The organism is Mesorhizobium sp. WSM4983 (assembly GCF_029625765.1).
GTDB lineage: Bacteria > Pseudomonadota > Alphaproteobacteria > Rhizobiales > Rhizobiaceae > Mesorhizobium.
In genome coordinates this window covers 439,799-463,841 of the sequence record NZ_JARTVM010000003.1, presented here as the reverse complement: position 1 = coordinate 463,841, position 24,043 = coordinate 439,799, and the positions used below count along the sequence as shown (strand labels likewise).

The following is a 24,043-nucleotide window of genomic DNA, read 5'->3' as shown; positions in this document are numbered from 1 at the left end:
GGCAAGGCAAGATCTAGCATAAGATGTTGATGACGTTGAGGCAGCGCGTCAACCCCTGCCGCATCCCACTCAGGGTTCGCCGAAGGATTCGAAAAAGTCCTTCATGCGGGCGAAGAAGCCGCTCGACTGGGGCGAATTGTCCTTCGAGGAGAGCTGCTCGAACTCTTCCAGGAGCTCGCGCTGGCGCCGCGACAGGTTCTGCGGCGTCTCGACCGCGGTCTGGATGTAGAGATCGCCGACATTGGGCTGCCGCAGCACCGGCATGCCCTTGCCCTTCAGCCGGAACTGGCGGCCGTTCTGGGTGCCTTCCGGCACTTTCACCTTGGTCTGAGTGCCGTCGAGCGTGGTGACCTCGAACGAGCCGCCGAGGGCGGCGGTCGTCATCGAGATCGGCACCTTGCAGTAGAGGTCGGCGCCGTCGCGCTGGAAGAATTCGTGCGGCTTGACGGCAAGGAAGATGTAGAGGTCGCCCGATGGGCCGCCGCGCAGGCCGGCCTCGCCCTCATTGGCAAGCCGGATGCGAGTTCCGTCCTCGATGCCGGCCGGGATGTTGACCGACAGCGAACGCTCCTCGGTGACGCGGCCCTGGCCGGCGCATTTCGGGCAGGGGTCTTTGATCGTCTGGCCGCGCCCCTGGCATTGCGGGCAGGTGCGCTCGATCGAGAAGAAGCCTTGCGTTGCCCGCACCTTGCCATGGCCGTGGCACATCGCGCAGGTGACCGGCTGCGTGCCGGGCTTGGCGCCGCTGCCGGAGCATTCCGAACAGGAAATCGATGCCGGCACGCGGATCTGCGCCGTCTTGCCCAAAAACGCCTCTTCCAGCGAGATTTCCATGTTGTAGCGCAGGTCGGCCCCGCGCTCGCGGCCGCCCGACGAGCGGCGCTGGCGGCCACCCATCATATCGCCGAAAATGTCTTCGAAGATGTCGGCGAAGCCGCCGGCGCCGAAGCCGTGCGCCGCGCCGTTCATGCCGCCCTGCTCGAAGGCGGCGTGGCCGAAACGGTCATAGGCCGCGCGCTTCTGCGGGTCCTTCAGCGTCTCGTAGGCTTCGTTGATTTCCTTGAACTTGTGCTCGCAGGCATGGTCGCCGGGGTTGCGGTCGGGATGGAACTGCATGGCGAGCTTGCGGAAAGCGCTCTTCAGCTCCTTGTCGTCGGCGCCTTTTTGCACGCCCAGCGTTTCGTAGAAATCAGCTTTCATTTTATCCCGCTGTCCGGATGCTCAATGTCTTCAAGCATTGTCGCGTCGTCGCCGGCACGTTGTTCGATTTAGGAGCGATGTTGCCCGGATGCCAGAGCCGAGCCGGGCTCACCGGTGTTTTTCCGTCAATTTTTGGGCCAGGTCCGCACTTTTTCGGTGAAGGTTGCAAAAAAGCCCGGCCTTGCGCCGGGCTTTTCGCATTATTTGGCCGTCAGCCGGCTCAGGCCGACTTCTTCTTGTCGTCGTCTTCGTCGATTTCCTCGAAGTCGGCGTCGACCACGTCCGAATCCTTGGCGGCGTCCGCCTTGGCGTCGGCTTCGGCCGCTTCCTTCTGCGAGGCCTCGTACATGGCCTGGCCAAGCTTCATCGAAGCTTCGGCGAGCGACTGCGACTTGGCCTCGATATCGGCCACGTCATCGCCTTCGGCTGCGGACTTCAGCGCCGCAATCGCGTCGGCGATCGCGGTGCGGTCGGCCTCCGAGACCTTGTCGCCATAGTCCTTCAGCGACTTCTCGGACGAATGCACCAGGGATTCGGCCTGGTTGCGCGCCTCGACGAGGGCGCGGCGCTTCTTGTCGGCCTCGGCATTGGCCTCGGCGTCCTTCACCATCTTCTCGATGTCGGCGTCGGACAGACCGCCCGAAGCCTGGATGCGGATCTGATGCTCCTTGCCGGTGCCCTTGTCCTTGGCAGAGACGTTGACGATACCGTTGGCGTCGATGTCGAAGGTGACCTCGATCTGCGGCACGCCGCGCGGAGCCGGCGGAATGCCGACCAGATCGAACTGGCCGAGCAGCTTGTTGTCGGCCGCCATCTCGCGCTCGCCCTGGAAGACGCGGATGGTCACCGCCGACTGCGAATCCTCGGCCGTCGAGAACACCTGGCTCTTCTTAGTCGGGATCGTGGTGTTGCGTTCGATCAGCCTTGTGAAAACGCCGCCCAGCGTCTCGATGCCGAGCGACAGCGGCGTCACGTCGAGCAACAGCACGTCCTTCACGTCGCCCTGCAGCACGCCGGCCTGGATGGCGGCGCCGAGCGCGACCACCTCATCCGGGTTGACGCCCTTGTGCGGCTCCTTGCCGAAGAACTGCTTCACGATCTCCTGGATCTTGGGCATGCGGGTCATGCCGCCGACCAGCACCACTTCGTCGATCTCGCCCGCCTTCAGGCCGGCATCCTTGAGCGCCGCCTTGCAGGGGTCGATGGTGCGCTGCACGAGGTCCTCGACCAGGCTCTCGAACTTCGCCCGGGTGAGCTTCATCGTCAGGTGCTTCGGCCCGCTGGCGTCGGCAGTGATGAAGGGCAGGTTGATCTCGGTCTGCGTCGTCGACGACAGCTCGATCTTGGCCTTCTCGGCCGCTTCCTTCAGGCGCTGCAGGGCGAGCTTGTCGGCCTTGAGGTCGATGCCTTGCTCCTTCTTGAACTCGGCCGCCAGGTACTCGACCAGGCGCATGTCGAAGTCCTCGCCGCCGAGGAAGGTGTCGCCGTTGGTCGACTTCACCTCGAAGACGCCGTCGCCGATCTCGAGCACCGAAATGTCGAACGTGCCGCCGCCAAGGTCATAGACGGCAATGGTCTTGCCGTCCTTCTTCTCCAGACCATAGGCAAGTGCGGCAGCCGTCGGCTCGTTGATGATGCGCAGCACTTCGAGGCCGGCGATCTTGCCGGCGTCCTTGGTCGCCTGGCGCTGGGCATCGTTGAAATAGGCCGGAACGGTGATGACCGCTTTCTCGACCTTCTCGCCGAGATAGGCTTCAGCCGTTTCCTTCATCTTCTGCAGGATCATGGCCGAGATCTGGCTGGGCGAAAGCTTCTTGCCGCCGGCCTCGACCCAGGCATCGCCATTGTCGCCCTTGACGATCTTATAGGGGACAAGCTTCTTGTCCTTCTCCGTCACCGGATCGTCATAGCGGCGGCCGATCAGGCGCTTGACCGCGAAGATGGTGTTTTCAGGATTGGTGACCGCCTGGCGCTTGGCCGGCTGGCCGACGAGGCGTTCGCCATCGCTGTTGATGGCGACGATGGAAGGGGTCGTGCGCGCGCCTTCCGCATTCTCGATAACCTTGGGCTCCTTGCCGTCCATGATGGCGATGCAGGAGTTGGTGGTTCCGAGGTCGATACCGATTACTTTTGCCATTGTTCTAGTCTCTCCTCTAAGCAGGCTCTCAGGACCCTGAATAAGGCGTTCCGACGAAAGCCCCTGTTCACAAGAAATTCCGCCACGGTCCCCGGGTTTTCAAGGCCGGGCGGTTGGCGCGTATATAAGAACAGGCGGCACGAGGCGCAAGCATCCTGCGCAACGCATCCACCAAGCCGATCCTCTGCCGGGAACGGTGCTAAATCGCCAATTTTGCGGCCGATTTGCCGCCCGATACGCCCGGACCGAGGTAAATCCGGCGCGGGCAAAAACGTCGCAGTCGCCATGATTGAGGCGTGAATGCCTGCGAACGGAGTTGCGCGGAGCTTCAGAAAGATGTGTTTTCCGCGATCGCTTGCGCCCCCCGGTCGACAGGCGGCCAGCGGTCAGGCGGCTTGCGACATCGATCTGCGCACGTCCGCGAGGATCTCGAAGGAGCGCACCCGCGCGGTGTGGTCGAACATCTGCGCCGTCACCATCAATTCGTCGGCGCCGGTGCGGCGCACGAAGGCGTCGATGCCCTGGCGGACCGTCTCCGGCGCGCCGACGACGGCACAGGACAGCGCTTGGGCCAGCATGGATCTGGCGACGGGATCAAGGTCGCGGTCGTAGTTTTCGACCGGCGGCGGCAGCTGGCCGGGCCGGCCGCTGCGCAGGTTGACGAAGGCCTGCTGCAGCGAGGTGAACAAAAGCTTCGCCTCGGCATCGGTGGGTGCCGCAAAGACATTGAGGCCGAGCATCACATAAGGCTTGTCGAGCTGCGCCGACGGCTGGAAGCGAGTGCGATAGACCTCCAGCGCGTGGTCGAGTTCGGCCGGCGCGAAATGCGAGGCGAAAGCATAGGGCAGCCCAAGCAGCGCCGCGAGCTGCGCGCCATAGAGGCTGGAGCCAAGGATCCAGACCGGCACGTCCTGGCCTTCGCCCGGCACCGCGCGGATGCGCTGACCTTCCTCGGCCGGCTGGAAATAGCCCATCAGCTCGACCACGTCCTGGGGGAAGTTGTCGCTGGCCTCCAGGTTGCGGCGAAGCGCCCGCGCCGTCATCATATCGGTGCCTGGCGCGCGACCGAGGCCGAGATCGATGCGGCCGGGGAAAAGTGCTGCCAGCGTGCCGAACTGCTCGGCAATCATCAGCGGCGCATGGTTGGGCAGCATGATGCCGCCGGCGCCGACGCGGATAGTCTTGGTGCCGCCGGCGACATGGGCGATGACAACCGACGTCGCGGCACTGGCAATGCCTGGCATGTTGTGGTGCTCGGCGAGCCAGTAGCGCTTGTAGCCAAGCCGCTCGGCATGGCAGGCAAGGTCGAGCGAATTGGCCAGCGACCGCGAGGCATCGCTGCCTTGCGTGATCGGCGACAGGTCGAGAACCGAAAGGGCCGTCATTGGTCAGGTCTCCACGATTTGCTTCTGCCGCAACCGGGCCTCGAATTCGGCGCGGTCGGGAATGACGATGGCGAACTGGCCTTCCAGCACGTCGGCGAGTTCGGTCGCCGAGGCGATTTCCCGCTGCTCGCTGCGGCCGCCGAGATGGTGGATAGACAGGCGGTTGTTGCGCAGCGCGAGATCGAAGTCATTCATGCAGGCGGGTCCGGTTAGACCGGACCGATATAGGCACTCGCCATGGGCGCCGCAAACAGCCGGCCGGACATGCAGATTGGGCCAGGCCTCACGCGCCGGATTTGTGGTTGTTATCGCCGGCCTCGTCGTCGATCGCCATGGTCTGCTGCGCGGCGAGGAAATTGCCGACATGGCTGAGGCCATCGAAATGGTCGCAGAACACCTTGATGACCACCAGCAGCGGCACCGCCATCAGCGCGCCGACGAAACCCCAGAGCCAGGACCAGAAGGCGATGGCGATGAAGATCGCCACCGCGTTTATCTCGAGCCGCCGGCCGACCACCGTCGGGGTCACGAACTGGCCCTCGACGATGTCGCACAACAAAACGAAGGCGGGTGCCAGCAACGCGTAGGGGATCGTATCGAAGCTGATCAGCGCGATGATCGTGACCAGCAGCAAGGTGATCAGCCCGCCGACATAGGGCAGGAAGTTGAGCAGCGCCGCGGCCGCGCCCCAGACCTGCGGGTTCGGCATCCCAAGTCCCCAAAGGCCAAGTCCGATCACCGTGCCGAGGCCGGCATTGATGGCCGCCACGGTAAGCAGGTAATGGGAAATCTCGTGCTCGACGTCATAGACGATGCGCAGCGCGCGCTTCTTGTCGCTGAGGTGGGCGAAGGACTGGACGATCTTCTCGTAGAACAAGGTGCCGGAGGCGAGCAGGAACAGCGACAGCACGAAGACGAGGGTGATGCTCGTGCCGGCTCCCAGAATGTTGCTGGCCGCCGTCGACAGGATGCCGGACGGCGCCAGCGCGACCTTCTGCACACCCGGTTCCTGCGATGTCTCGGTCAGGGCCTGCAGTTGACGCGAGAGATCCATGACCCTCTCCAGCGGACGCTTGAAAGGCGCCAGCCGCTCGGTGAGTTGCTCGCCGATCGAGTAGCTGTTGTTGATGAGGTCGATGACCGGGCCGCTGAGCAGGTAACCGGCGCTGGCGAAGACGAAGAGGGACAGCAAAACCAGCAGTGTCGCGGAGGCCACCTCGGGGATGCCGCGCTTGCGCAGGAAGCGCACGATCGGGGTCAGCGTCAGCGCCAGCAGGAAGGCGAGGATCACCGGCATGAAGAAGGCGCGGGCGAAATAAAGCGCGGCGATCGTTATCAGCACGAAGATGCCGATCAGCAGCAATCGAATCAGGCGCAATTCGGCGCGGGCGCTGGCGCGCTCGTCCGGGCTTTCGGCAACGTTCGAACCCGAAGCGCTCGTTTCGACCTTCATCCGTTCCCTCGCGATCGCCGAGGAAAACGTACGCGCCGCCGCCAAGGTTCCTTAGCCGGCGGTGAGGGCGCATCTTGCTGGGCAGGCGTGCTCAGGTGACGGGCGCCGGCGCGGCCTTCACCGTTTCCTTGCGCACGACCGGCGCCACCTTGGTGCCGTAGAGCTCGATCGCCTTCATGACCTTGGCATGCGGCATGGTGCCGATCGCCATCTGCAACAGGAAGCGGTCGTTGCCGAAGATCTTGTGCTGGGCGACGATCTTTTCCGCCACCTGTTCGGGATCGCCGACGAACAGCGCGCCGTTCGGCCCGCGCGCCTGATCGAAATGCGCCCGCGAGGTCGGCCCCCAGCCGCGCTCACGGCCGATGCGGTTCATCACCTCGGCTTGCGGTGCGTAGAAATCGTCGGCCGCCTTCTCGGTCGTCTCGCCGACGAAGCCATGCACGTTCAAGCTGGTCGCGAGCGAGGCGGGATCGTTGCCGGCGCGCCTTGCCGCCTCGCGATAGATCTCGAACAGCGGCGCGAAGCGGGCCGGCTCGCCGCCGATGATGGCAAGCGCCAGCGGCAGGCCGAGCACGCCGGCGCGGGCGGCGGACTGCGGCGTCCCGCCAATAGCGATCCAGATCGGCAGCTTGTCCCGGAAAGGTCGGGGATAGACGCCGCGGCCGTTGATCGGCGCGCGCAGCTTGCCCTGCCACGTCACCTTCACCTGGTCGCGGATGGCAAGCAGGAGATCGAGCTTCTCGGCGAAGAGCTCGTCATAGTCCTCGAGATTGTAACCGAACAGCGGGAACGATTCGATGAAGGAGCCGCGCCCGGCCATGATCTCGGCGCGGCCGCCGGACAGAAGGTCGAGCGTCGCGAACTGCTGGAAGACCCGCACCGGATCGTCGGAAGAAAGCACCGTGACCGCGCTGGTGAGCTTGATCCGCTTCGTCCGCTCCGCGGCCGCGGCCAGCGCCACGACCGGCGCCGAGGCCGCATAGTCGGGGCGATGGTGTTCGCCGAGGCCGAACACGTCGAGACCGACCTGGTCGGCCAGCTCGACCTCCTCGATCAGGTTGCGCAGCCGTTCGTGCGGGCCGATGGCGCCGGGGCCCGGCTCCGGGCTGACATCCGCGAAAGTGTAGAGGCCAAGTTCCATTTTCATGCATCCTGATGCGCCGCTTGGCGTTGATTGTTGGCGCTAGAGGTAGCGACCGGCCCCCAGAGCCGCCAGAGGCGCGATTTGTGAACAGTGCATCGCGCCGCGACGACGTATCCCGACGGCAACAGCCCAGATTTTCATGGCTGGCATACCGTTTTGGCGCTTGAACTCACCGCTTTCGCGCGTATGTAAGCGTCGCGAATTGACTTCAGGGAAGTGGACTTGGCTATTTACAGGGAAAAAGACATATTCGAGCGGCGCAACGCCGCGAACGAGGCAAAGAAGGCGCTCCTGGAGCGCTTCAAGTCAAAGCCGGCGGCGGACGACCCAGCGGTTCTGGCGCGTCAGGCGGAACGCAAGGCGATTCTCGAGGCCCGTGCTATCCGCGAGGCCGAGAAGGCCCGGTTGAAGCAGGAAAAGCTGGCGCGCGAAGCGGCCGAGAAGGCTGAACGCGAGGCAGTGGCCGAAGCGGCCCGTATTGCTGCCGAAGAGGCAGCGGCTGCCGAGGCCAAGATCCGCGAAGCCGAGGAAACCGAACGCATCGCCCGCCTGCTCGCCGAGGAGGCCGAACGCAAGGCCAAGCGCGATGCGCGCTACGCCGCCCGCAAGGCGCGCGTCGGTCGCACGCCTCCGGGCTTCTCGGCCCGCTAGGTTCGAGTTCGTTTCGAAAATGAGTCAGGGTCGCCAGGAGCGGCCCTGAACGCGTTCGTGCTACATCAGCCGACGAGCTTCAGCCCGACGATGCCGCAGACGATCAGGCCGATGCAGGCAAGCCGCACTGCGGTCGCCGGCTCGCCGAGCAGCCAGATGCCGAGCAAGGCCGTGCCGACAGTGCCGATGCCGGTCCATACCGCATAGGCCGTGCCGACGGGCAATGTCTTCAACGCAAGCCCGAGCAGGCCAAGGCTGACGATCATCGAGACGATCGTGAGCACGGTCGGCAGCGGCTTCGAGAAACCATCGGTATATTTGAGGCCGATCGCCCAGCCGATCTCGAACAGGCCGGCGAAGAAAAGGAAGATCCAGGACATCGCGAACGCTCCATCGATCGAGCATCGAATGCTCGACGTTTGACGTGGCGGGTCGTCCCGGCCGGGTTTCGGGGAAGCGAGGTCGTCCTCGCGGTACCGATATAGTGAGTTCTGTACCCCGATCAACAAAACACCGGCAGCATTCGGCATGCCGCCGGTTCAAATCCGCATCGAGACGGATCGGCCGCGCTGACGGCCTACTTCTCCTTGATGCGCATCGCCTTGACCGGCGGCGCCTTCGGAGCCGGGGCCGCGGCCGGTTTCTTGGCGTCCTTTTTCGGCTTGCGGGGTTCCTTGCCCGCCTTCATCGCACCTTTCGCCATGATTCGCTCCTCCGATTTGTGGGCAGCACAAGTGAAACAAGAGAAGCGCCCGACCGCAAGAGGCCGCTTGCAGCTTCGAAAGCCGGCTTGCGCTATGTCAACCGTTTTCCCTTCATCCCGCGACCTCGGGATCGATCAGGCAACAGAAATGCATAGCGGCATCTGAACCTCGGAGCGGCTGGCGCATTGTCGGTGGAGCTTTGGGCGGCGGCCGCTAAGCTCCCACTTGGAAGAGGATCGGAAGCGCATGGCAGGGCATAGCGGCTCGAAAAGAGTGATCTACGCCGCGCTCGCCGGCAATATTGCGATCGCGCTGACTAAATTCGCCGCAGCATTCTTCACAGGCTCTTCAGCCATGCTGTCGGAGGGGGTGCATTCGCTGGTCGACACGGGCAATGGCGCGCTTCTGCTTTACGGCATGCGCCGTGCCGCGCGCCCGCCCGACCTCACGCATCCGCTCGGACACGGACGCGAACTCTATTTCTGGAGCTTCATTGTCGCCCTGCTGGTGTTCGCGCTTGGCGCCGGCGTTTCCTTCTACGAGGGCGTCGTCCACATCATGGCGCCGGAACCGGTCGTCAACGCCAAGGTCAACTACATCGTGCTTGGTCTTTCTTTTCTGTTCGAAGGCAGTTCCTGGCTGGTGGCGCTGAAGGAGTTCCGCCAGCAAAAGGGCAAGCAGGGCTGGTTTCAGGCGGTGCGCCGCAGCAAGGACCCCAGCGTCTACACCGTGCTGTTCGAGGACAGCGCGGCGCTGCTCGGCCTCGTCGTCGCCTTCGCGGGCATCCTTACGTCTGAACTTCTGGCGATCCCCGAGCTCGACGGCGCCGGCTCGATCGGCATCGCCGTCATCCTGGGCGCCACCGCCATCTTCTTGGCGCGCGAGAGCAAGGGTCTGCTCATCGGTGAGCCCGCTTCGCCCGAGGTGCAGCGCAAGGTTCTGGCGATCGCTCAGGAAGAGCCGGCCGTGCAGCGGGCGAACGGCATACTGAGCGTCCATATCGGCCCGGAGGAGATCGTCGCAGGCCTAAGCATCGAATTCGAAGATCATCTCACGGCGCCTGAGATCGAAGCCTGCGTTGAACGCCTGGAGGCGCGACTGAAAAGCGACATGCCCGAAATCACCAGGCTGTTCGTCAAGCCGCAGGCGACTGGCACATGGGAGCGCAGGCGTAAGGCTATCGCCGGGACCTCCGAAGAGGATTAGATTTGAGCGAAGCAATCTTTTGGGAGCATGCCGAATGAGAATCGACGGCGGGTGTCATTGCGGCGCCATCACCTACGAAGCGGAGGTCGATCCCGAAAAGACCTCGATCTGCCATTGCACCGATTGCCAGCAACTGACGGGAACGGCCTTTCGCGTGACGGTGGGCGCGCCAGAAGAGGATTACCGGATTACCAAGGGCACGCCGAAGGTCTACATCAAGACCGGATCCAGCGGCGCCAGGCGCGCTCAGGGGTTTTGCGGCGAATGCGGATCGCATCTCTATGCGACGTCGGTTGGCGATGGACCGAAAATCTACGGCATTCGGGTGGGCACGGCGCGCCAGCGCGACCAGCTGGTGCCGAGAAGACAGGTTTGGCACCGCTCGGCGTTGCACTGGCTGCCGGAGATCGAAGGCATCACCACCATCGAGGAGCAGTAACGGAGTTACGGCAGGCTCAGTCGTCGCCTTCGACGACGCGCAGCCTGAGCTGACCCGTCTTGGAATCGGCCACGCGTGCGCCCGCCTCCACCTTGGCAGGACCGCGTGGCGGTTCGGGTTCGCCCTCGGCGAACTCCAGCGCCTCGATCTTCTGCCCGCGTTTGGTGACCTTCGTCGTCGAGACGAGGATGTCGTCGATATCCCTGGCCGCCTGGCCGAAATGCGTCTGCAGCCGGCGCACACGCTCGTCGACTCGCGCCACGTCCTCCATCAGGCGGATGACCTCGCCCTGGATCAGATGCGCCTGCTCGCGCATGCGCGCGTCCTTCAGGATCGCCTGGATGACCTGGATCGACAGCATCAGCAATGACGGCGAGACGATGACGACGCGGGCGCGGTGCGCCTTCTGCACCACGGGCTCGAAATTCTCGTGAATCTCGGCGAACACCGATTCCGAGGGCACGAACATGAAGGCGGTGTCCTGCGTCTCGCCCTGGATCAGGTATTTTTCCGCGATGTCGCGGATATGCACCTCGATGTCGCGCCGGAACGCCTGCGCCGCCGCCTTCTGCAAGTCGGCGGCTTCGGCGGCACGAATGGCATTCCAGGCCTCCAGCGGAAACTTGGCGTCGATGGCGAGCATCGGCGCGCCGTTCGGCATCCGCACCAGGCAGTCGGGCCGGCTGCCGTTGGAAAGGCTCGCCTGGAACTCGTAGGCGCCGTGCGGCAGGCCGTCGGCAATGATCGCCTCCATGCGCGACTGGCCGAAGGCGCCGCGAGTCTGCTTGTTGGAGAGGATCGCCTGCAGCTGCACGACCTGTCCGGCTAAAGACTGGATGTTGCCCTGCGCCGTGTCGATCACCGCCAGCCGCTCCTGCAGTTTGGCCAGGCTCTCATGCGTCGACTTGGTCTGCTCGGCCATGGTCTGGCCAAGACGGCCGGTCATGGCGTCGAGCCGCTGTCCGAGCGATTGGGTGAGCTCGGCCTGCCTGGCGCCGAACACTTCGGCGATAGCGCCCATGCGACCCTGCATCTCGGCCTGCGCCTGAAGAATGTCCGCCATCCTGGCCTCGGTGTCGCGGGCATGGTCGGCCGCCGCTGCCGCGCGCGCCTTTCCCGCGCGCCACAACGCGATGACGAGCGCCAGGAACAGCGTCAGCAGCAGCAGCGCTCCGAAGCCAAGCGTCTCGCCGAGCCTGATCGTGGTGGCGCCGAGCCGCGCGACGGGCAGCGAAAGGATCGAGGTCATGTCGTTCATTTGGGCAGCATAACCGATTCGCTCTGCTGGCACAGATCAAAACGTGAACAAGTCAAAGCCGCCCCGGTTGACGCTTTTCCATCGACGTCTTAGGTGAGACGCCATGTCGATCAAGCCGCTCATCATCCTTCCCGATCCAATCCTGCGCCAGGTTTCCAAACCGGTCGAGCGCGTCGACGGTGACTTGCGCAAGCTCACCGACGAGATGCTGGAAACCATGTATGACGCGCCGGGAATCGGGCTGGCGGCGATCCAGGTCGGCGAGCCGCGGCGTTTGCTGGTCATCGACCTCGCCAAGGAAGGCGAGCCGCCGGCGCCGCATGTCTTCATCAATCCGGAAATCCTCGAAAGCTCCGACGAGCGCTCGGTCTATGAGGAAGGCTGCCTGTCGATCCCTGACTACTATGCCGAGGTCGAGCGTCCCGCGGCGGTGCGGGTGAAATATCTCGACCGCGAGGGCAAGCTGCAGGAGATGCAGGCCGAAGGCCTGATGGCGACGTGCCTGCAGCACGAGATCGACCATCTTAACGGCGTGCTGTTCATCGACCATATCTCGAAGCTGAAGCGCGACATGGTGGTCAGGAAATTCAAGAAGCTCGCCAAGGACAAGGCGCCGGGCAAGATGGCGGGCTGAACCTCATTCGAGCATTCCACGCAGGATCCAGTCTTTCCCGACTTCGATGGCTTTGGAACCCAACTCAAACGCAAGCGCGCGAGACTTTGGCGAGAATATCAAAACCACGACTAATGCCACTGCAAAAAGCGGCGTGAGGTAGACAGCTAATGCCCGCTCACGTCGTTTGGACAACTCGCCCTTCGTAGATTCCTCATCGAGCGATTTGAACCTGGCGTACGACACGCCCCAAATGTCTTTTGACGAGTCTTCATATGAATGGCTCCGAAGGGGCAAGAGGCCCGAATCATATGAGGAAAGCATTCGAACTTAGTTACCGAAGAGTCTTCAGCGCCGCGCAAATCCGTGCTGGGTATGATTGAGCAAATCGCTTAACCATGATATCATGATATCAATTTGGAGGTTTTGCCTTGAGCGATATGCTAATCAGAAATGTACCAGAACCCCTAAAGCGCGAAATTGAGCAAGCCGCTCGAAAAGTCGGCCAGAGCCTATCGGGCAAAGCCATCGATCTTTTGTGGAAGGGCATGAGTGTGGAAAAGGAAAGAAGGCTAGAGCCAAACTTCTCAGCATGGGAGAGTATCCGCTCTGCATTCGCAAACGAAAGCGCAATTGACAACGAGTTTGCTGAGACAATGGCTGAAATCGAAGCTGCGAGGAAACAGGACTTTGGCCCCTTGGTCGAGGGTTTCGATTGATTATTCTCGACACCAACGTCGTTTCCGAAGCAAGCAGGATCACACCTGATCCGAACGTGGTCGAATGGTTTCGCAAACAGGATCTGCTCAATCTTTACCTGTGCGGCCCGGTCGTCATGGAACAATCTTTCGGCGCCGAGAGATTTCTGAATAAGACCGGCTCTGATCGGCACGTTCGTGCTCTCGACCATCTGATCTCGAAGCAGTTTTCGGGTCGCATCGTTGACTTTGCTGGCTCGGTACCTCGCCTTACCGGCAAGCTTCGGGCAATGCGGGAAAATCTCGGTCGTCCGGTCAGTCTTTCCGATGCCATGATTGCGGCTATCTGTCTGGCCCATGACGCTACGCTTGCGACACGCAATGTTCGCGACTTCGACGAGCTTGGCCTGAAGCTCGTGAACCCGTTTGAAGCGGACGCCTGAACATAGCATGGCAGGAGAAATGCCCCTTCGCGTCATCTTTATGGGCACGCCGGAGTTTTCCGTGCCGACGCTCAGCGCCATCGCCGAGGCCGGCCACGAGATTGCCGCCGTCTATACGCAGCCGCCGCGCGCCGCCGGCCGGCGCGGGTTGGAATTGACGCCCTCGCCCGTGCAGCGCGAGGCGGAACGGCTCGGGCTCGAGGTGCGCACGCCGACATCGCTCAAGGCAGAGACCGAGCAGCAGGCCTTTGCCGGTTTGCGGGCCGATGTCGCCGTGGTCGTCGCCTATGGCCTCCTTCTGCCGAAACCCGTTCTTGAGGCCACCAGGCTCGGGTGCCTCAACGGCCATGCCTCACTTTTGCCGCGTTGGCGCGGTGCTGCTCCCATACAGCGCGCCATCATGGCCGGCGATGTCGAAACCGGCATGATGGTGATGCGCATGGAAGAGGGGCTGGACACCGGCCCGGTGGCATTGGTTGAAAAATGCGCCATTGGTCCCGATATGACCGCCGGGGAATTGCATGACCTCCTCATGGCTCGAGGCGCCTCGCTGATGGTGGATGCGCTCGCACAGTTGGGGATAAATTGTCTGACATTTGCCCCGCAGGCGACGGAAGGGGTGACCTATGCGCGAAAGATCGATAAATCGGAGACACGCGTAGACTGGACGCGGCCTGCCGGCGAAGTCCACAATCACATTCGCGGCCTCTCGCCCTTTCCGGGCGCGTGGTGCGAGGTCGAAATTGGTGGCCGCGTGGAGCGGCTGAAACTGCTTCGCTCGACGCTTTCCAACGGCGTCGGCGAGTCGGGAGGTATTCTCGATGATCGGCTGACGGTCGCCTGCGGGTCAGGCGCGGTGCGGCTGGTCGAAGTTCAACGGGCGGGTGGAAGGCCCGCCGCCGCGCAGGAGTTTTTGCGCGGGGCCAAGATCGAAAAAGGAACGAAACTCCAATGAGCATGATGTCGATACGTGCGGCGACGCCGCGGGATCGCGAGGCGATCCGCCTCGTCGAAGAGCATGCCTTCGGCCAGCAGGCGGAGGCCGGCCTGGTCGATGCGCTGGTCACCGGCGGCGACGCCGTCGTCGAGCTGGTTGCGGAAGAAGATGGCCAGGTCGTCGGCCACATCCTGTTTTCCAGGCTTTTTGTGCAGAACGGCGGCAAGCGCTTCGCGGCCGTGGCGCTGGCGCCGCTGGCCGTCGAGCCGTCCTTCCACGGCACCGGCATCGGCGGCGCGCTGATCCGCGAGGCGCATGTCCGCCTGAAGGAAGCCGGCGAGGCTTTGGCGGTGGTGCTCGGCGATCCGGCCTATTACGGCCGCTTCGGCTACACCCACGCCCGCGCCGAGAAATTCGAGAGCGAATACCAGGGCGAGGCGCTGCAGGCGCTGGCCTGGGGCGACGCGCCCGAGGCCGGCAGACTGCTATACGCTTCGGCCTTCACCGCGCTGGCCGCCTAGGCGAGCGCGAACGCAGAGCTGGCATGCCGCGTTTTCGACTCGATATCGAATATGACGGCAGCCAATTCGCCGGCTGGCAGCATCAGGCGGACCAGCTTTCGGTGCAGCAGGCGATCGAGCAGGCGATCGAAAAGTTCTGCGGCGAAGAGGTGCGAATACGTGCCGCCGGCCGCACCGATGCCGGCGTGCACGCGACCGCCCAGGTGGCCCATGTGGATCTGGCCAGGGACTGGGCGGGCGATAAGGTGCGCGACGCCGTCAACGCCCATCTGCAGGCAGCCGGCGCGCGCATCGCCATCCTCAAGGCTGCCGTCGTCGCCAACGATTTCGATGCGCGGTTTTCGGCCACCGGCCGCCATTATCTCTATCGCATCCTCAACCGCCGCGCCCCGTCGGCGCTTGAAAAGGGCAAGGTCTGGTGGGTACCGAAACGGCTCGATGCCGAGGCCATGCACGAGGCGGCGAAGGTGCTGCTCGGGCGGCACGATTTCACCACCTTCCGCTCCACCCAGTGCCAGGCCGAAAGCCCGGTGCGCACGCTTGACCGTCTCGATGTCACCCGCGCCGGAGATCTCATTGATGTGCGAACCTCGGCGCGCTCCTTCCTGCACAACCAGGTGCGCTCGATGGTCGGCTCACTGCGCAGGGTGGGCGACGGCTCCTGGAGCGCCGCCGATCTCAAGGCAGCGCTCGAAGCGCGCAACCGGGCAGCCTGCGGACAGGTAGCGCCGCCCGACGGCCTGTTCTTGGTCGGGGTGGATTATCCGGCGACGGCTGACAAACCCGCCGCGGCAGAGGACGCGGAGACCTAGCCCCTCGCGCCGTCCGGAATGTCGATGCCGAGCAGCGCCTGCAGCCCGAACAAGACGAGCAGCGAGGCGACGAACATGCCGACAAACACCGCGGTGCCGGCAGCCGCGCCCTTGCCGATCGTCGCGTTGGTCATGCGCCAGGTCAGCACCATCGACAGCGCGAACAGAAGCAGCGAGACCAGGCCGCTGACCTCGTCGGTCGAGGGCAGGAACAGCCTCAGCAGCGCCGACGGCAGCATCAGCCAGGCGATGATCGCGGAGGCCCAGTTGGAGGCGACGACGTAGTGGACGAAGCGGCCGCCGATGCCGGCGCGCGGCGCGACCAGCGCAAGCGCCACCAGCGGCAGCACCCAGGAACCGATGTCGACGGTTGCCAGCCGGAGCAGCATGCCGAGCCGCCCGGCGAACGCATTCGGATCGCCTATCTCATTGGCGATGCCGACCCAGCCGACGATCAGCGCCGGCGCCGCCACGACGATGGCGAAGAAGGAATTCCAAAAACCGTCCGCAGACAGATCGAGCATGCGCAGGCCGTCGGCCCTGCCGAGCATCAGCCGCCAGGCGCCGGCCAGCGAAGCAAAGGTTTCGTCCGTTGAGAGCATGGTCACGTCAGACCTTGTCCGAACCAGTCCTCGATAAAGCGCTCGTATATCCCTGTCAGCGTCTCGAGATCGGCGACCGCCACGCGCTCGTCGACCATGTGCATGGTCTTGCCGACCAGCCCGAACTCGACCACCGGGCAAAAATCCTTGATGAAACGCGCATCCGAAGTGCCGCCGGAGGTGGAGAGCGAAGGCCTCTTGCCGACCACCGCGGCCACGGAACCGCTCAGCGTGTCGATCAGCTTTTCGTCGCGGGTAAGGAAGACATGGCTCGGCCGGTCGCGCCAGACAAGCTCGTAGTCGACGGCGGTCTTCTTGCCCGGCCGATATTTCTTGCGGCCCGCCGCCTGGTCGAGCCGGTTGTGGATCTCGGCCTGGACGGTCTCGGCATCCCAAGTGTCGTTGAAGCGGATGTTGAACGTGGCGGTGGCCTTGGCCGGGATGACATTGGTCGCCGGGTTGCCGACGTCGATCGACGTCACTTCCAGATTGGTCGGCTGGAAATCCTTTGTTCCCCTGTCGAACACCGGATGGAGCAGCGCGTCGACAAGGCTCATAAGCCCGCGCACCGGGTTGTCGGCAAGTTGCGGATAGGCGGCGTGGCCCTGACGGCCATTGACGATGACGCTGCCGGAGAGCGAGCCGCGCCGGCCGATCTTGATCATATCGCCAAGCGCATCCGGATTGGTCGGCTCGCCGACGATCGAGGCGTCCCATTTCTCGCCCTTGGCGGCAGCCCAGTCGAGCAGCTTCACCGTGCCGTTGATGGCCGGCCCTTCCTCGTCGCCGGTGATCAGCAGCGAGACCGAGCCTTTCGGGCCGCCATTGTTCTCGATGTGGCGCGCCACCGCGGCGATGAAGCAGGCGATGCCGCCTTTCATGTCGACGGCGCCGCGGCCATACATCTCGCCATTGGCGATCTCGGCGGCAAAGGGCGGATGCGTCCACGCCGCCTCGTCGCCGACCGGCACCACGTCGGTATGGCCGGCAAACATCAGATGTGGGCCGTTGCCGGAGCGGCGCGCATAGAGATTTTCGATGTTCGGCGTGCCATCTTCCGAGAATATCGGCCGCTCTACGGCGAAGCCGAGTGGCTTCAGCATGTCTTCCAAGGTCTGCAGCGCGCCGCCTTCGGCGGGCGTCACGGAAGGGCAGCGGATCAGGGCGGCAAGGTTCTGGGCAGGGTCGGTCGGCAATTTCATGGGCAAAGCGATAGTCGAAAGCGGCAGGCCTGTCACGGTGGCAGATGTTCGCCGAGCAAGCCGCCGACAATATGGTTGTCGTGTCGTATAGTCGCGCGGGCCAGGACGGGATGATCGCATGGCCAAACAAGGAAAGACGATCTCGATAGCCGGCGCCGGCAGCATCGGCTGCTATGTCGGCGGCTGCCTAGCGCTCGCCGGGCGTAAGGTCGTCTTCCTTGGCCGCGGCCGCATTGTGGAGGCGTTGCGCAACGGGCTGCGGATCAGCGATCTTGACGGCCGCGACAGACGCATCGGGCCTGAGACGCTGGCGGTCAGCGACGATCCGGCGCTGGCGCTGCGCAACGCGGATATCGTTCTGGTCACCGTAAAGAGCGGCGCGACCGAGGAGATGGCGGCGCTTGTTGCGGCTCATGCCCGCCCCGATGCCATTGTGATCAGCCTGCAGAATGGCGTCGACAATCCGGACAAACTGCGTGGAGCGCTTCCCGCGCATCGCGTGCTTGCCGGTATGGTTGCGTTCAACGTCGTGCAATCGCCGGATGGCGAGACGCCGTTCAGCGTCCGCCGCGCCAGCGACGGCATGGTCATCATCGAGAATACTGAGCCCGGCCTTTCAGCACTGCTCAATGTCGAAGGACTTGGGGTCGAAACCCATGCCGACATGAGGGCGGTGCAGTGGAGCAAACTGCTGATGAACCTCAACAATGCGCTGGTCGCGCTCTCCGATCTGCCGCTGGCGACCGAATTGGCGGACCGCGGCTGGCGCGTCATTCTGGCGGACCAGATCGACGAGGCGCTGGCCGCAATGAAAGCTTGTCGTATCGAGCCGGCGCGCATCGCTGGGCCGCCCCCATGGCTGCTGCCGAAAGTGCTGCGGCTTCCGGACTGGCTGTTCGGAATCCTGGCCCGGCGGCTGCTGGCGATCGACCCCAAGGCGCGCTCCTCGATGTGGGACGATCTCCATCGTCGTCGGCCGACCGAGGTCGACGAATTGCAGGGAGCGATACTGCGGCTCGCGCAAAAGACCGGAGTGCCGGCGCCTGTGACGAAGCGCATCATGGCGCTGGTGCGTCAGGCGGAAGCGGACAGGCGCGGTCCGCCCGGATTGACGCCCGACGAGGTCAGCCGCGGTCTTCGATCAGCGTGATATTTGCGCGACAGGTTCGAGCTCAAATTCTCGGTCTCGTTGACGCCAAGGATGGCAACATCGTCGACCGATTACGTTATCTCTGTGATTTAGAGCCGGATCAGATTTGAGGTCGAAACGACCTAAAAATCATCCGGCGCTAGCGGTCGGCCGGCGCATTCGTGCGGCTGCCGTAGCGATTGGATCCGGGCTGTCCCGGAAACAGGCAGAGCACCAGGAAGGCAACGATCGACACGACGGGAACGAACAGCACCAGCGCCGCGATGCCCGGCTTGTCGAGGTCGTGCAGCCGCTTCACTGCCAGCACGACGTTCGACCACAACGAGGCGAGGAACGTGAGGAAGAAGACGAACGACCACATGTTGCTCTCGGCCGAACCTTCCGGCACCAGCGTGAAGCGATAAAGCGGAAAGGCCTGGACGATAGCAACCAGCAATCCGCCGAGAAAATAAGCCGCGCGGCTGACGCGGCCCGAGGTTTTGAAGAAGAGCCAGATGAAGTCTGCTTTTTCAGGCAAGCGGGTCCGGTCCGTATTGATTGGCGCCCCTGGTGCCTTCGAGCATGCCCAGTTCGATGAGCAGCCAGATGCCGCCGATGATGGGTATAAGGCCGATCAGTGTCCACCAGCCCGACTTGTTACGGTCGTGCCAGCGTTTGGCATAGAGAGCAATCGCGAAATAGATCGATGCCAGCGCGACCAGGATGCCGAGGATGCCGATCTGGTCGCCGCCGGCGGTGGTGAAACGTGTGCCGAGGATCGAGTCGAGAATGAACGCAATGATGGCGATGACGATGAATATGCCGATGCCGGCCCAGAACTTGGCCCGGTTGATGCGGCCGTCGAAACTCGTCAGCAGATACTTCCAGTCCATGACGCCCCTCCGTTGAACCAGCGCGACGGAATGTCGCGCCGGCGGAGGGTGCGTCTGTTCGCGGGAAAGATCAATCGCGCAGCAATTCGTTGATCGACGTCTTGGAGCGGGTCCTGGCGTCGACGCGCTTGACGATGACGGCGCAGTAGAGGCTCGGGCCCGGCTCGCCATTTGGCAGCGGCTTGCCCGGCAGCGAGCCGGCGACGACCACCGAATTTGCCGGCACTTCACCGTAGAAGACCTCGCCGGTGGCGCGGTCGACGATCTTGGTCGACTGGCCGATGAACACGCCCATGCCGAGCACCGAGCCTTCGCGCACGATGCAGCCTTCGACCACCTCGGAGCGCGCGCCGATGAAGCAATTGTCCTCAATGATGGTCGGACCGGCCTGCATCGGTTCCAGCACGCCGCCAATGCCGACGCCGCCGGAGAGATGCACGTTCTTGCCGATCTGGGCGCAAGAGCCGACCGAGGCCCAGGTGTCGACCATGGTGCCTGTATCGACATAGGCGCCGACATTGACGAAGGACGGCATCAGCACCGCGCCCGGGGCAACATAGGCCGAGCGGCGCACGACCGAGGACGGCACGGCGCGGAAGCCGGCCTTCTCGAAATCGACCGCGCCCCAGCCCTCAAACTTCGACGGCACCTTGTCCCACCATACCGAGTGGCCCGGGCCGCCCTTGATTATCTCCATCGGGTTCAGCCGGAAGGAGAGCAGCACCGCCTTCTTCAGCCACTGGTTGACCAGCCACTTGCCGTCGTCCTGCCGCTCGGCGACGCGAACCACGCCGCGGTCGAGCAAGTCGAGCGCCGACTGGATGGCGTCGCGCGTTTCGCCGCGGGTCGCGGTCGAAATCGTATCGCGCTCCTCGAAGGCCTTTTCGATGGTCTTTTCGAGGCTCGCCGGATCGGGCTTCGACATGAATTTGCTCCATTACAAAGCTGTTAAGGCCTGCGCCTTAACCTGTTTTGAAATCGCGCGGACCCTATGTGAAGCCTTAATGGGGGTCAATCGCGACTGCGTCACGGGACGGCGCAAGTAAAGGAATTAGGACGGTGGATTCGATGACACCCATGGAAAAGGCGGGCTGGACGCCGCTGCCCCATTCGGACGAGGATCTCGAGCGGTCGAAAAGCGTGCCGGACACGCCGCAGACGCGGGCCGAAACCTATCGCCTGGCCTGGAACGATCCCGACTTCATGACGCGGCGCGAATTGCGTCCGGTGCGCCTGCAGCTCGAGCTCTTGAAGCCGGAGATGATCCTTGCCGAGCGCGGCATCCGCTCGACCGTCATCCTGTTCGGCGGGGCGCGGCTTCCCGAGCCGGGCGGCGCCGCCTGGGCCGCCAAGAACGAGACGCAGAAGAAGAACCTCGAGCTGAACAGCAAATATTACGAAGAGGCGCGCAAGTTCGCCCGGCTGTGCTCGCAGCAGTCGGCCACGTCCTATTATCGCGAATTCGTCGTCGTCACCGGCGGCGGACCGGGAGTGATGGAGGCGGGCAATCGCGGCGCCGACGATGTCGGCGCGCCGTCGATCGGCTTGAACATCGTGCTGCCGCACGAACAGGCGCCGAACGCCTATGTGACGCCCGAACTCTGCTTCAACTTCCACTATTTCGCCATCCGCAAGATGCATTTCGTCATGCGCGCCAAGGCGGTAGCCGTGTTTCCGGGCGGCTTCGGCACGATGGACGAATTCTTCGAGACGCTGACGCTGATCCAGACCGGGCGCATGGAGCGCGTGCCGGTGATCCTGTTCGGCAAGGCGTTCTGGCAACGGGCGATCGACCTCGACTTCCTTGCCGAGCAAGGCACGATCTCGCCCGGCGACCAGGACATCATCGATTTCGTCGACACCGCCGACGAAGCCTGGGACATCGTTCGCCGCTTCTACAGCCTCTGAGTGCGCGCTCGTCGTTACCGCAATGACCAGCGAGTTCTGACGGCGGCGCCGGCAATCTGGAGTTGGTTCAGCCCGGGACCTCGACGATTGCCGTCAGGAAGCCGGCGAGGTCGTCGGTGACGAAATCCACGTCGTCCTCATTCGCCGGGTCGCGCTCCCAGATCTCGGAGAAAGTCGGCTCGAAATTGCGCGGCACGACCAGCACCGTCGTCATGCCGAGCGATTTCGGCACAGAGAGGTTGCGCGCCAGGTCCTCGAACATCACCGCGTTGTGGCCGGTCACGGAATGCAGCTCGGCGAACCGCTCATAGGTCTGGCGGGCCGGCTTGGGGTTGAGACCCGCCGCGACGATGTCGAAGATGTCGTCGAAATGATCCAATACGCCGAGCTGGCGCGCGGCGCGCTCGGCATGCTTGCGGTCCCCATTGGTGAAAATGAACTTGCGGCCCGGCAATTGGCGGATCGCGGCACCGAGCACCGGATCGGGCACCAGCCAGGAATAGTCGATGTCGTGCACCTTCTCGAGGAAGTCGTCGGGGTCGATGCCATGGCGCGCCATCAGCCCGTTCAGCGTCGTGCCGTACTCCAGGTAGAGCTCTTTCTGCAGCTTGCGCGCCTCCTCGCGCGAGAGCGTCAGCAACTCGCCGACATAGGCGGTCATCTTCACGTCGATCTGCGCGAACAGATTCGAGTGATGCGGATAGAGCGTGTTGTCGAGGTCGAATACCCAATCCGTGACATGGGCAAAACGGGCGGGCTCGGGTGTCGTCGTCATGGCCTCCTTATGGCATGCGGACGCGGAGTTTATCCACAACTTCCGCGCGTCTTGCGTCGTGAAAATGGCGCCTCGCTTCAAATTTTAATCGTCCCGGAAAGGTCACCTTCAGCGCTTGCTGGCACAGAGGCAGTCCGTTGGGAGACAGCGATGAGTCGCATAATCTTGAAGTCCGCAGTCGTCGCGTTCGCTTCGGTCGCTGTCTCGCTCTTGTTGACGCTGGTTGTGGTCCCGGCCATGGGCTTTCCGATCAGCCGCACCGTCTGGCTGACGGCCACGGTTTGCCCTCTGATTCTCGCCTGGATCGCCAGCGTCGGCACCTTCTGGCAAAGCGACCGGCTGAAAAATGCGCATCGCGAGCTTGCCCGCGCGCATGCTCAGCTCGCCGCGGCCCACAGACGCCTGTCGGAGAAGGCAAGCCGCGACGACATGACCGGCATGCTCAACCGCGAGACCTTCTTCGCCGCGCTCGACGGTTCCCGGCGCAAGGCCGATCGCGGCGCCCTGCTGATCATCGATGCCGACCACTTCAAGACCATCAACGACAATTACGGTCACCTGACCGGCGACGATGCGCTGCTTCTGATCGCCGGCGCCATCGAGCGCGGCGTGCGCAGCGGCGATGTGCTCGGCCGAATCGGCGGCGAGGAGTTCGCCGCCTTCCTGGTTGGCGCCACCGAACCGGAAGCAAGGCGCGTGGCCGAGCGCATCCGCCGCGAGGTCGAACTGATCCGCTTTCGCCCTGTCGACGAGCGGACCGTGCCTTTGACGGTCTCGATCGGCGGCATCACCTGTGGCGAGAGCGCCACCGTGTCGGAGCTGATGCGCGCCGCCGACCGCAGGCTCTACGAGGCCAAGCATCGCGGCCGCAACCTGTCCGTTCTCGATCGCGACCTTTCGGAAGCCGCCTGAGGGCATGCGGCTCTTCGGCACGACCATGGCGCGGAAGAATCTCGGCCGCGTGCGCATCGCCGACTGGATCGGCAAAGGCGGCGATTATTCGACGAATAAGGAGACGGCGGGCCATCACCATATGGGCGGCACCCGCATGGGTACCTGCCGACGGGCGGCCACCTCAGGAAGGTGATCATAGTCTGAACTCCCGACAGGCGGGCGGCGCCGGCGCCTGCAATGGCAACCGGCGCCGCCCTGGCGCGCCTTTGGGGGTCGGATTTACAGTCCGTAAACGGCGACCCGCACCAGCACGGCCGCGGCGGCAAGTGCCACCAGCAGGATGCCGAGGCCAATTGGCGAGCCCCAGCCATACCATTCCATGGCCAGCTTGGCGTATCTGTACTCCTCCTCATGCGAGAGAGGGGGGCGCTGTTGAATCAAGGTCATTGTTCACTCCTGTCGGCGACTTTGCCCTTGCTTCGCAAAGGGTGGCATCGCATATTGATACGATAGTCTGAATGTTAGACAACTTGATAGTTAGATGATCGAACTAAATTCGTCAAGCATGAATCGTGCTGAGATGACGGCGGCCGTCAGCCGTGCCGTCATGCGCTGGCAGGACGCGACGCAAGCCTATGACGAGGCGGTCGGGGAGCGGCTTGGGCTGATCGCGGCCGAGCGGCATTGTCTGGGCTTGCTCTACGCGGGGCCGCAATCGGCCGGCGCCGTGGCGGCGGCGACGGGGCTGACGCCGGCAGCGGTGACGGCCTTGATCGACCGCCTTGAGGCGCGTGGGCTCGTTACCCGAACCCGCAGCCTGGAAGACAGGCGCAAGGTGGTGATCGAGGCGACCGAGCTGACCAGAGAATTTTCGGAGCGCTACTATGGCGCCATCGCGCGCGAGGGCGAGAAAGTGATGGCGGCTTTCAGCGACGCCGAGTTGGCGACCGTGCTGCGTTTCATCGACGCCGCGCTGGAGCTGCAAAGCGAGCAGTTGGCGAGGCTCAAGGCCGAGCCGGCTTCGACCGGCTGATGC

At 63.8% G+C, this 24,043-nt stretch carries 29 protein-coding genes and 1 pseudogene; 14 read left to right on the top strand and 16 right to left on the bottom strand.

All coding sequences use genetic code 11. The annotated features are described in order from the left end of the window. Window positions 1–69: 69 nt before the first annotated feature. The 6 genes from dnaJ to P9254_RS13115 all read right to left on the bottom strand — a co-directional run bounded on the left by dnaJ (window position 70) and on the right by P9254_RS13115 (window position 7,319). A complete protein-coding gene (gene dnaJ / locus P9254_RS13140) occupies window positions 70–1,200 on the bottom strand; it encodes a molecular chaperone DnaJ (protein ID WP_067003083.1) in 1,131 nt (376 codons plus the stop codon). A 220-nt stretch (window positions 1,201–1,420) separates the two neighbouring features. Beyond that, on the bottom strand, window positions 1,421–3,337 hold the full coding sequence (gene dnaK / locus P9254_RS13135) for a molecular chaperone DnaK (RefSeq protein ID WP_095782077.1): 1,917 nt from the start codon (window positions 3,335–3,337) through the stop codon (window positions 1,421–1,423). Window positions 3,338–3,723: 386 nt separating this feature from the next. Continuing rightward, window positions 3,724–4,722, bottom strand: coding sequence for an LLM class flavin-dependent oxidoreductase (locus P9254_RS13130; protein WP_278055070.1), 999 nt, complete (start codon window positions 4,720–4,722; stop codon window positions 3,724–3,726). 3 nt (window positions 4,723–4,725) lie between these two features. After that, window positions 4,726–4,917, bottom strand: a complete 192-nt coding sequence (locus P9254_RS13125; RefSeq protein ID WP_245459223.1) for a hypothetical protein — start codon at window positions 4,915–4,917, stop codon at window positions 4,726–4,728. A gap of 88 nt (window positions 4,918–5,005) precedes the next feature. Further along, window positions 5,006–6,175, bottom strand: a complete 1,170-nt coding sequence (locus P9254_RS13120; protein WP_067003075.1) for an AI-2E family transporter — start codon at window positions 6,173–6,175, stop codon at window positions 5,006–5,008. 91 nt (window positions 6,176–6,266) lie between these two features. Then, window positions 6,267–7,319, bottom strand: a complete 1,053-nt coding sequence (locus P9254_RS13115) for an LLM class flavin-dependent oxidoreductase (protein WP_278055068.1) — start codon at window positions 7,317–7,319, stop codon at window positions 6,267–6,269. Window positions 7,320–7,544: 225 nt separating this feature from the next. On the opposite strand from P9254_RS13115, the gene P9254_RS13110 reads away from it, so the two are divergent. Next, the gene (locus tag P9254_RS13110; RefSeq protein ID WP_095776825.1) at window positions 7,545–7,973 is read left to right on the top strand and encodes a DUF6481 family protein; all 429 of its coding nucleotides are present in this window, start codon (window positions 7,545–7,547) and stop codon (window positions 7,971–7,973) included. A gap of 65 nt (window positions 7,974–8,038) precedes the next feature. On the opposite strand, the gene sugE is transcribed toward P9254_RS13110, so the two are convergent. Together sugE and P9254_RS13100 are read right to left on the bottom strand one after the other, a co-directional pair. Then, entirely contained in the window at window positions 8,039–8,353 is a 315-nt protein-coding gene (sugE, locus tag P9254_RS13105) for a quaternary ammonium compound efflux SMR transporter SugE (RefSeq protein WP_095825476.1), read from the bottom strand. Window positions 8,354–8,550: 197 nt separating this feature from the next. Beyond that, window positions 8,551–8,676: a hypothetical protein gene (locus P9254_RS13100; RefSeq protein ID WP_082953831.1), complete on the bottom strand. Its 126-nt coding sequence runs from the start codon at window positions 8,674–8,676 to the stop codon at window positions 8,551–8,553. A gap of 247 nt (window positions 8,677–8,923) precedes the next feature. Between P9254_RS13100 and P9254_RS13095 the strand changes: the two genes are divergently transcribed. Together P9254_RS13095 and P9254_RS13090 are read left to right on the top strand one after the other, a co-directional pair. Next, the gene (locus tag P9254_RS13095) at window positions 8,924–9,883 is read left to right on the top strand and encodes a cation diffusion facilitator family transporter (RefSeq protein ID WP_278055066.1); all 960 of its coding nucleotides are present in this window, start codon (window positions 8,924–8,926) and stop codon (window positions 9,881–9,883) included. A gap of 34 nt (window positions 9,884–9,917) precedes the next feature. Then, window positions 9,918–10,322, top strand: a complete 405-nt coding sequence (locus tag P9254_RS13090; protein ID WP_095825477.1) for a GFA family protein — start codon at window positions 9,918–9,920, stop codon at window positions 10,320–10,322. A 16-nt stretch (window positions 10,323–10,338) separates the two neighbouring features. Here the strand turns inward: P9254_RS13090 and P9254_RS13085 are convergent, their stop codons facing one another. Further along, window positions 10,339–11,580, bottom strand: coding sequence for a DNA recombination protein RmuC (locus P9254_RS13085; protein WP_278055065.1), 1,242 nt, complete (start codon window positions 11,578–11,580; stop codon window positions 10,339–10,341). A gap of 103 nt (window positions 11,581–11,683) precedes the next feature. Here P9254_RS13085 and def point away from each other — a divergent pair, with 103 nt between their 5' ends. The 6 genes from def to truA all read left to right on the top strand — a co-directional run bounded on the left by def (window position 11,684) and on the right by truA (window position 15,604). Then, a complete protein-coding gene (gene def, locus P9254_RS13080; protein ID WP_127324580.1) occupies window positions 11,684–12,214 on the top strand; it encodes a peptide deformylase in 531 nt (176 codons plus the stop codon). Between the two features lie 419 nt (window positions 12,215–12,633). Further along, complete coding sequence (locus P9254_RS13075; RefSeq protein ID WP_082953832.1) at window positions 12,634–12,912, top strand: plasmid stabilization protein; 279 nt, start codon at window positions 12,634–12,636, stop codon at window positions 12,910–12,912. Next, window positions 12,909–13,334 (top strand): type II toxin-antitoxin system VapC family toxin, encoded by a 426-nt coding sequence (locus tag P9254_RS13070; protein WP_067323771.1) that lies wholly within the window; start codon window positions 12,909–12,911, stop codon window positions 13,332–13,334. The genes P9254_RS13075 and P9254_RS13070 overlap by 4 nt, the downstream gene beginning before the upstream one ends. A 19-nt stretch (window positions 13,335–13,353) precedes the next feature. Further along, the gene (fmt, locus tag P9254_RS13065) at window positions 13,354–14,289 is read left to right on the top strand and encodes a methionyl-tRNA formyltransferase (protein WP_067323773.1); all 936 of its coding nucleotides are present in this window, start codon (window positions 13,354–13,356) and stop codon (window positions 14,287–14,289) included. Then, window positions 14,286–14,792 carry a GNAT family N-acetyltransferase gene (locus P9254_RS13060; protein ID WP_067323775.1) on the top strand — a complete coding sequence of 169 codons (507 nt, stop codon included), beginning with the start codon at window positions 14,286–14,288 and terminating at the stop codon, window positions 14,790–14,792. Before fmt ends, P9254_RS13060 begins: the two co-directional genes overlap by 4 nt. Window positions 14,793–14,815: 23 nt before the next feature. Continuing rightward, window positions 14,816–15,604 carry a tRNA pseudouridine(38-40) synthase TruA gene (gene truA / locus P9254_RS13055; protein ID WP_278055064.1) on the top strand — a complete coding sequence of 263 codons (789 nt, stop codon included), beginning with the start codon at window positions 14,816–14,818 and terminating at the stop codon, window positions 15,602–15,604. Here truA and P9254_RS13050 read toward each other — a convergent pair. Both P9254_RS13050 and dapE read right to left on the bottom strand, forming a co-directional pair. Then, entirely contained in the window at window positions 15,601–16,206 is a 606-nt protein-coding gene (locus P9254_RS13050; protein ID WP_067323778.1) for a transporter, read from the bottom strand. The two genes, truA and P9254_RS13050, sit on opposite strands and share 4 nt — an antisense overlap. A 2-nt stretch (window positions 16,207–16,208) precedes the next feature. Further along, entirely contained in the window at window positions 16,209–17,408 is a 1,200-nt protein-coding gene (gene dapE, locus P9254_RS13045) for a succinyl-diaminopimelate desuccinylase (RefSeq protein WP_067003044.1), read from the bottom strand. A 118-nt stretch (window positions 17,409–17,526) separates the two neighbouring features. On the opposite strand from dapE, the gene P9254_RS13040 reads away from it, so the two are divergent. Then, the gene (locus P9254_RS13040; RefSeq protein ID WP_278055060.1) at window positions 17,527–18,558 is read left to right on the top strand and encodes a 2-dehydropantoate 2-reductase; all 1,032 of its coding nucleotides are present in this window, start codon (window positions 17,527–17,529) and stop codon (window positions 18,556–18,558) included. A 139-nt stretch (window positions 18,559–18,697) separates the two neighbouring features. Here P9254_RS13040 and P9254_RS13035 read toward each other — a convergent pair whose 3' ends face one another. From P9254_RS13035 to dapD, 3 genes are all read right to left on the bottom strand, one after another. After that, on the bottom strand, window positions 18,698–19,075 hold the full coding sequence (locus tag P9254_RS13035; RefSeq protein ID WP_067003040.1) for a DUF805 domain-containing protein: 378 nt from the start codon (window positions 19,073–19,075) through the stop codon (window positions 18,698–18,700). After that, window positions 19,068–19,430: a DUF805 domain-containing protein gene (locus P9254_RS13030; protein ID WP_067323786.1), complete on the bottom strand. Its 363-nt coding sequence runs from the start codon at window positions 19,428–19,430 to the stop codon at window positions 19,068–19,070. The genes P9254_RS13035 and P9254_RS13030 overlap by 8 nt, the downstream gene beginning before the upstream one ends. 70 nt (window positions 19,431–19,500) lie before the next feature. Beyond that, window positions 19,501–20,355 carry a 2,3,4,5-tetrahydropyridine-2,6-dicarboxylate N-succinyltransferase gene (gene dapD / locus P9254_RS13025; protein WP_278055059.1) on the bottom strand — a complete coding sequence of 285 codons (855 nt, stop codon included), beginning with the start codon at window positions 20,353–20,355 and terminating at the stop codon, window positions 19,501–19,503. A 143-nt stretch (window positions 20,356–20,498) separates the two neighbouring features. Between dapD and P9254_RS13020 the strand changes: the two genes are divergently transcribed. Then, window positions 20,499–21,338 (top strand): LOG family protein, encoded by an 840-nt coding sequence (locus tag P9254_RS13020; protein ID WP_082953833.1) that lies wholly within the window; start codon window positions 20,499–20,501, stop codon window positions 21,336–21,338. 67 nt (window positions 21,339–21,405) lie between these two features. Here the strand turns inward: P9254_RS13020 and P9254_RS13015 are convergent, their stop codons facing one another. Next, window positions 21,406–22,113, bottom strand: a complete 708-nt coding sequence (locus P9254_RS13015; RefSeq protein ID WP_067003034.1) for a pyrimidine 5'-nucleotidase — start codon at window positions 22,111–22,113, stop codon at window positions 21,406–21,408. 150 nt (window positions 22,114–22,263) lie between these two features. On the opposite strand from P9254_RS13015, the gene P9254_RS13010 reads away from it, so the two are divergent. Together P9254_RS13010 and P9254_RS13005 are read left to right on the top strand one after the other, a co-directional pair. Further along, the gene (locus P9254_RS13010) at window positions 22,264–23,025 is read left to right on the top strand and encodes a GGDEF domain-containing protein (protein WP_067323795.1); all 762 of its coding nucleotides are present in this window, start codon (window positions 22,264–22,266) and stop codon (window positions 23,023–23,025) included. Then, window positions 23,024–23,170, top strand: a pseudogene (locus P9254_RS13005) (GMC oxidoreductase); the annotation flags it as partial. The gene P9254_RS13010 and the pseudogene P9254_RS13005, both read left to right, overlap by 2 nt. A gap of 116 nt (window positions 23,171–23,286) precedes the next feature. Here the strand turns inward: P9254_RS13005 and P9254_RS13000 are convergent. After that, window positions 23,287–23,454: a hypothetical protein gene (locus tag P9254_RS13000; protein WP_278055056.1), complete on the bottom strand. Its 168-nt coding sequence runs from the start codon at window positions 23,452–23,454 to the stop codon at window positions 23,287–23,289. A gap of 94 nt (window positions 23,455–23,548) precedes the next feature. On the opposite strand from P9254_RS13000, the gene P9254_RS12995 reads away from it, so the two are divergent. Further along, window positions 23,549–24,040, top strand: coding sequence for a MarR family winged helix-turn-helix transcriptional regulator (locus tag P9254_RS12995; protein ID WP_278055055.1), 492 nt, complete (start codon window positions 23,549–23,551; stop codon window positions 24,038–24,040). Window positions 24,041–24,043: the final 3 nt, after the last annotated feature.

Excerpts from the sequence above, each read along its gene's own strand:
- P9254_RS13130 (WP_278055070.1), bottom strand. The coding sequence starts at position 4,722 with ATGACGGCCCTTTCGGTTCTCGACCTGTCGCCGATCACGCAAGGCAGC.
- dapE (WP_067003044.1), bottom strand. The coding sequence starts at position 17,408 with ATGAAATTGCCGACCGACCCTGCCCAGAACCTTGCCGCCCTGATCCGC.
- P9254_RS13095 (WP_278055066.1), top strand. The coding sequence starts at position 8,924 with ATGGCAGGGCATAGCGGCTCGAAAAGAGTGATCTACGCCGCGCTCGCC.
- dnaJ (WP_067003083.1), bottom strand. The coding sequence starts at position 1,200 with ATGAAAGCTGATTTCTACGAAACGCTGGGCGTGCAAAAAGGCGCCGAC.
- P9254_RS13060 (WP_067323775.1), top strand. The coding sequence starts at position 14,286 with ATGAGCATGATGTCGATACGTGCGGCGACGCCGCGGGATCGCGAGGCG.
- P9254_RS13090 (WP_095825477.1), top strand. The coding sequence starts at position 9,918 with ATGAGAATCGACGGCGGGTGTCATTGCGGCGCCATCACCTACGAAGCG.
- P9254_RS13050 (WP_067323778.1), bottom strand. The coding sequence starts at position 16,206 with ATGCTCTCAACGGACGAAACCTTTGCTTCGCTGGCCGGCGCCTGGCGG.
- P9254_RS13010 (WP_067323795.1), top strand. The coding sequence starts at position 22,264 with ATGAGTCGCATAATCTTGAAGTCCGCAGTCGTCGCGTTCGCTTCGGTC.
- P9254_RS13115 (WP_278055068.1), bottom strand. The coding sequence starts at position 7,319 with ATGGAACTTGGCCTCTACACTTTCGCGGATGTCAGCCCGGAGCCGGGC.
- dapD (WP_278055059.1), bottom strand. The coding sequence starts at position 20,355 with ATGTCGAAGCCCGATCCGGCGAGCCTCGAAAAGACCATCGAAAAGGCC.
- P9254_RS13040 (WP_278055060.1), top strand. The coding sequence starts at position 17,527 with ATGGCCAAACAAGGAAAGACGATCTCGATAGCCGGCGCCGGCAGCATC.
- def (WP_127324580.1), top strand. The coding sequence starts at position 11,684 with ATGTCGATCAAGCCGCTCATCATCCTTCCCGATCCAATCCTGCGCCAG.
- P9254_RS13015 (WP_067003034.1), bottom strand. The coding sequence starts at position 22,113 with ATGACGACGACACCCGAGCCCGCCCGTTTTGCCCATGTCACGGATTGG.
- P9254_RS13085 (WP_278055065.1), bottom strand. The coding sequence starts at position 11,580 with ATGAACGACATGACCTCGATCCTTTCGCTGCCCGTCGCGCGGCTCGGC.
- P9254_RS13020 (WP_082953833.1), top strand. The coding sequence starts at position 20,499 with ATGACACCCATGGAAAAGGCGGGCTGGACGCCGCTGCCCCATTCGGAC.
- P9254_RS13125 (WP_245459223.1), bottom strand. The coding sequence starts at position 4,917 with ATGAATGACTTCGATCTCGCGCTGCGCAACAACCGCCTGTCTATCCAC.
- fmt (WP_067323773.1), top strand. The coding sequence starts at position 13,354 with ATGCCCCTTCGCGTCATCTTTATGGGCACGCCGGAGTTTTCCGTGCCG.
- P9254_RS13100 (WP_082953831.1), bottom strand. The coding sequence starts at position 8,676 with ATGGCGAAAGGTGCGATGAAGGCGGGCAAGGAACCCCGCAAGCCGAAA.
- P9254_RS13000 (WP_278055056.1), bottom strand. The coding sequence starts at position 23,454 with ATGACCTTGATTCAACAGCGCCCCCCTCTCTCGCATGAGGAGGAGTAC.
- P9254_RS13030 (WP_067323786.1), bottom strand. The coding sequence starts at position 19,430 with ATGGACTGGAAGTATCTGCTGACGAGTTTCGACGGCCGCATCAACCGG.
- P9254_RS13075 (WP_082953832.1), top strand. The coding sequence starts at position 12,634 with ATGCTAATCAGAAATGTACCAGAACCCCTAAAGCGCGAAATTGAGCAA.
- truA (WP_278055064.1), top strand. The coding sequence starts at position 14,816 with ATGCCGCGTTTTCGACTCGATATCGAATATGACGGCAGCCAATTCGCC.
- dnaK (WP_095782077.1), bottom strand. The coding sequence starts at position 3,337 with ATGGCAAAAGTAATCGGTATCGACCTCGGAACCACCAACTCCTGCATC.
- P9254_RS13120 (WP_067003075.1), bottom strand. The coding sequence starts at position 6,175 with ATGAAGGTCGAAACGAGCGCTTCGGGTTCGAACGTTGCCGAAAGCCCG.
- sugE (WP_095825476.1), bottom strand. The coding sequence starts at position 8,353 with ATGTCCTGGATCTTCCTTTTCTTCGCCGGCCTGTTCGAGATCGGCTGG.
- P9254_RS12995 (WP_278055055.1), top strand. The coding sequence starts at position 23,549 with ATGATCGAACTAAATTCGTCAAGCATGAATCGTGCTGAGATGACGGCG.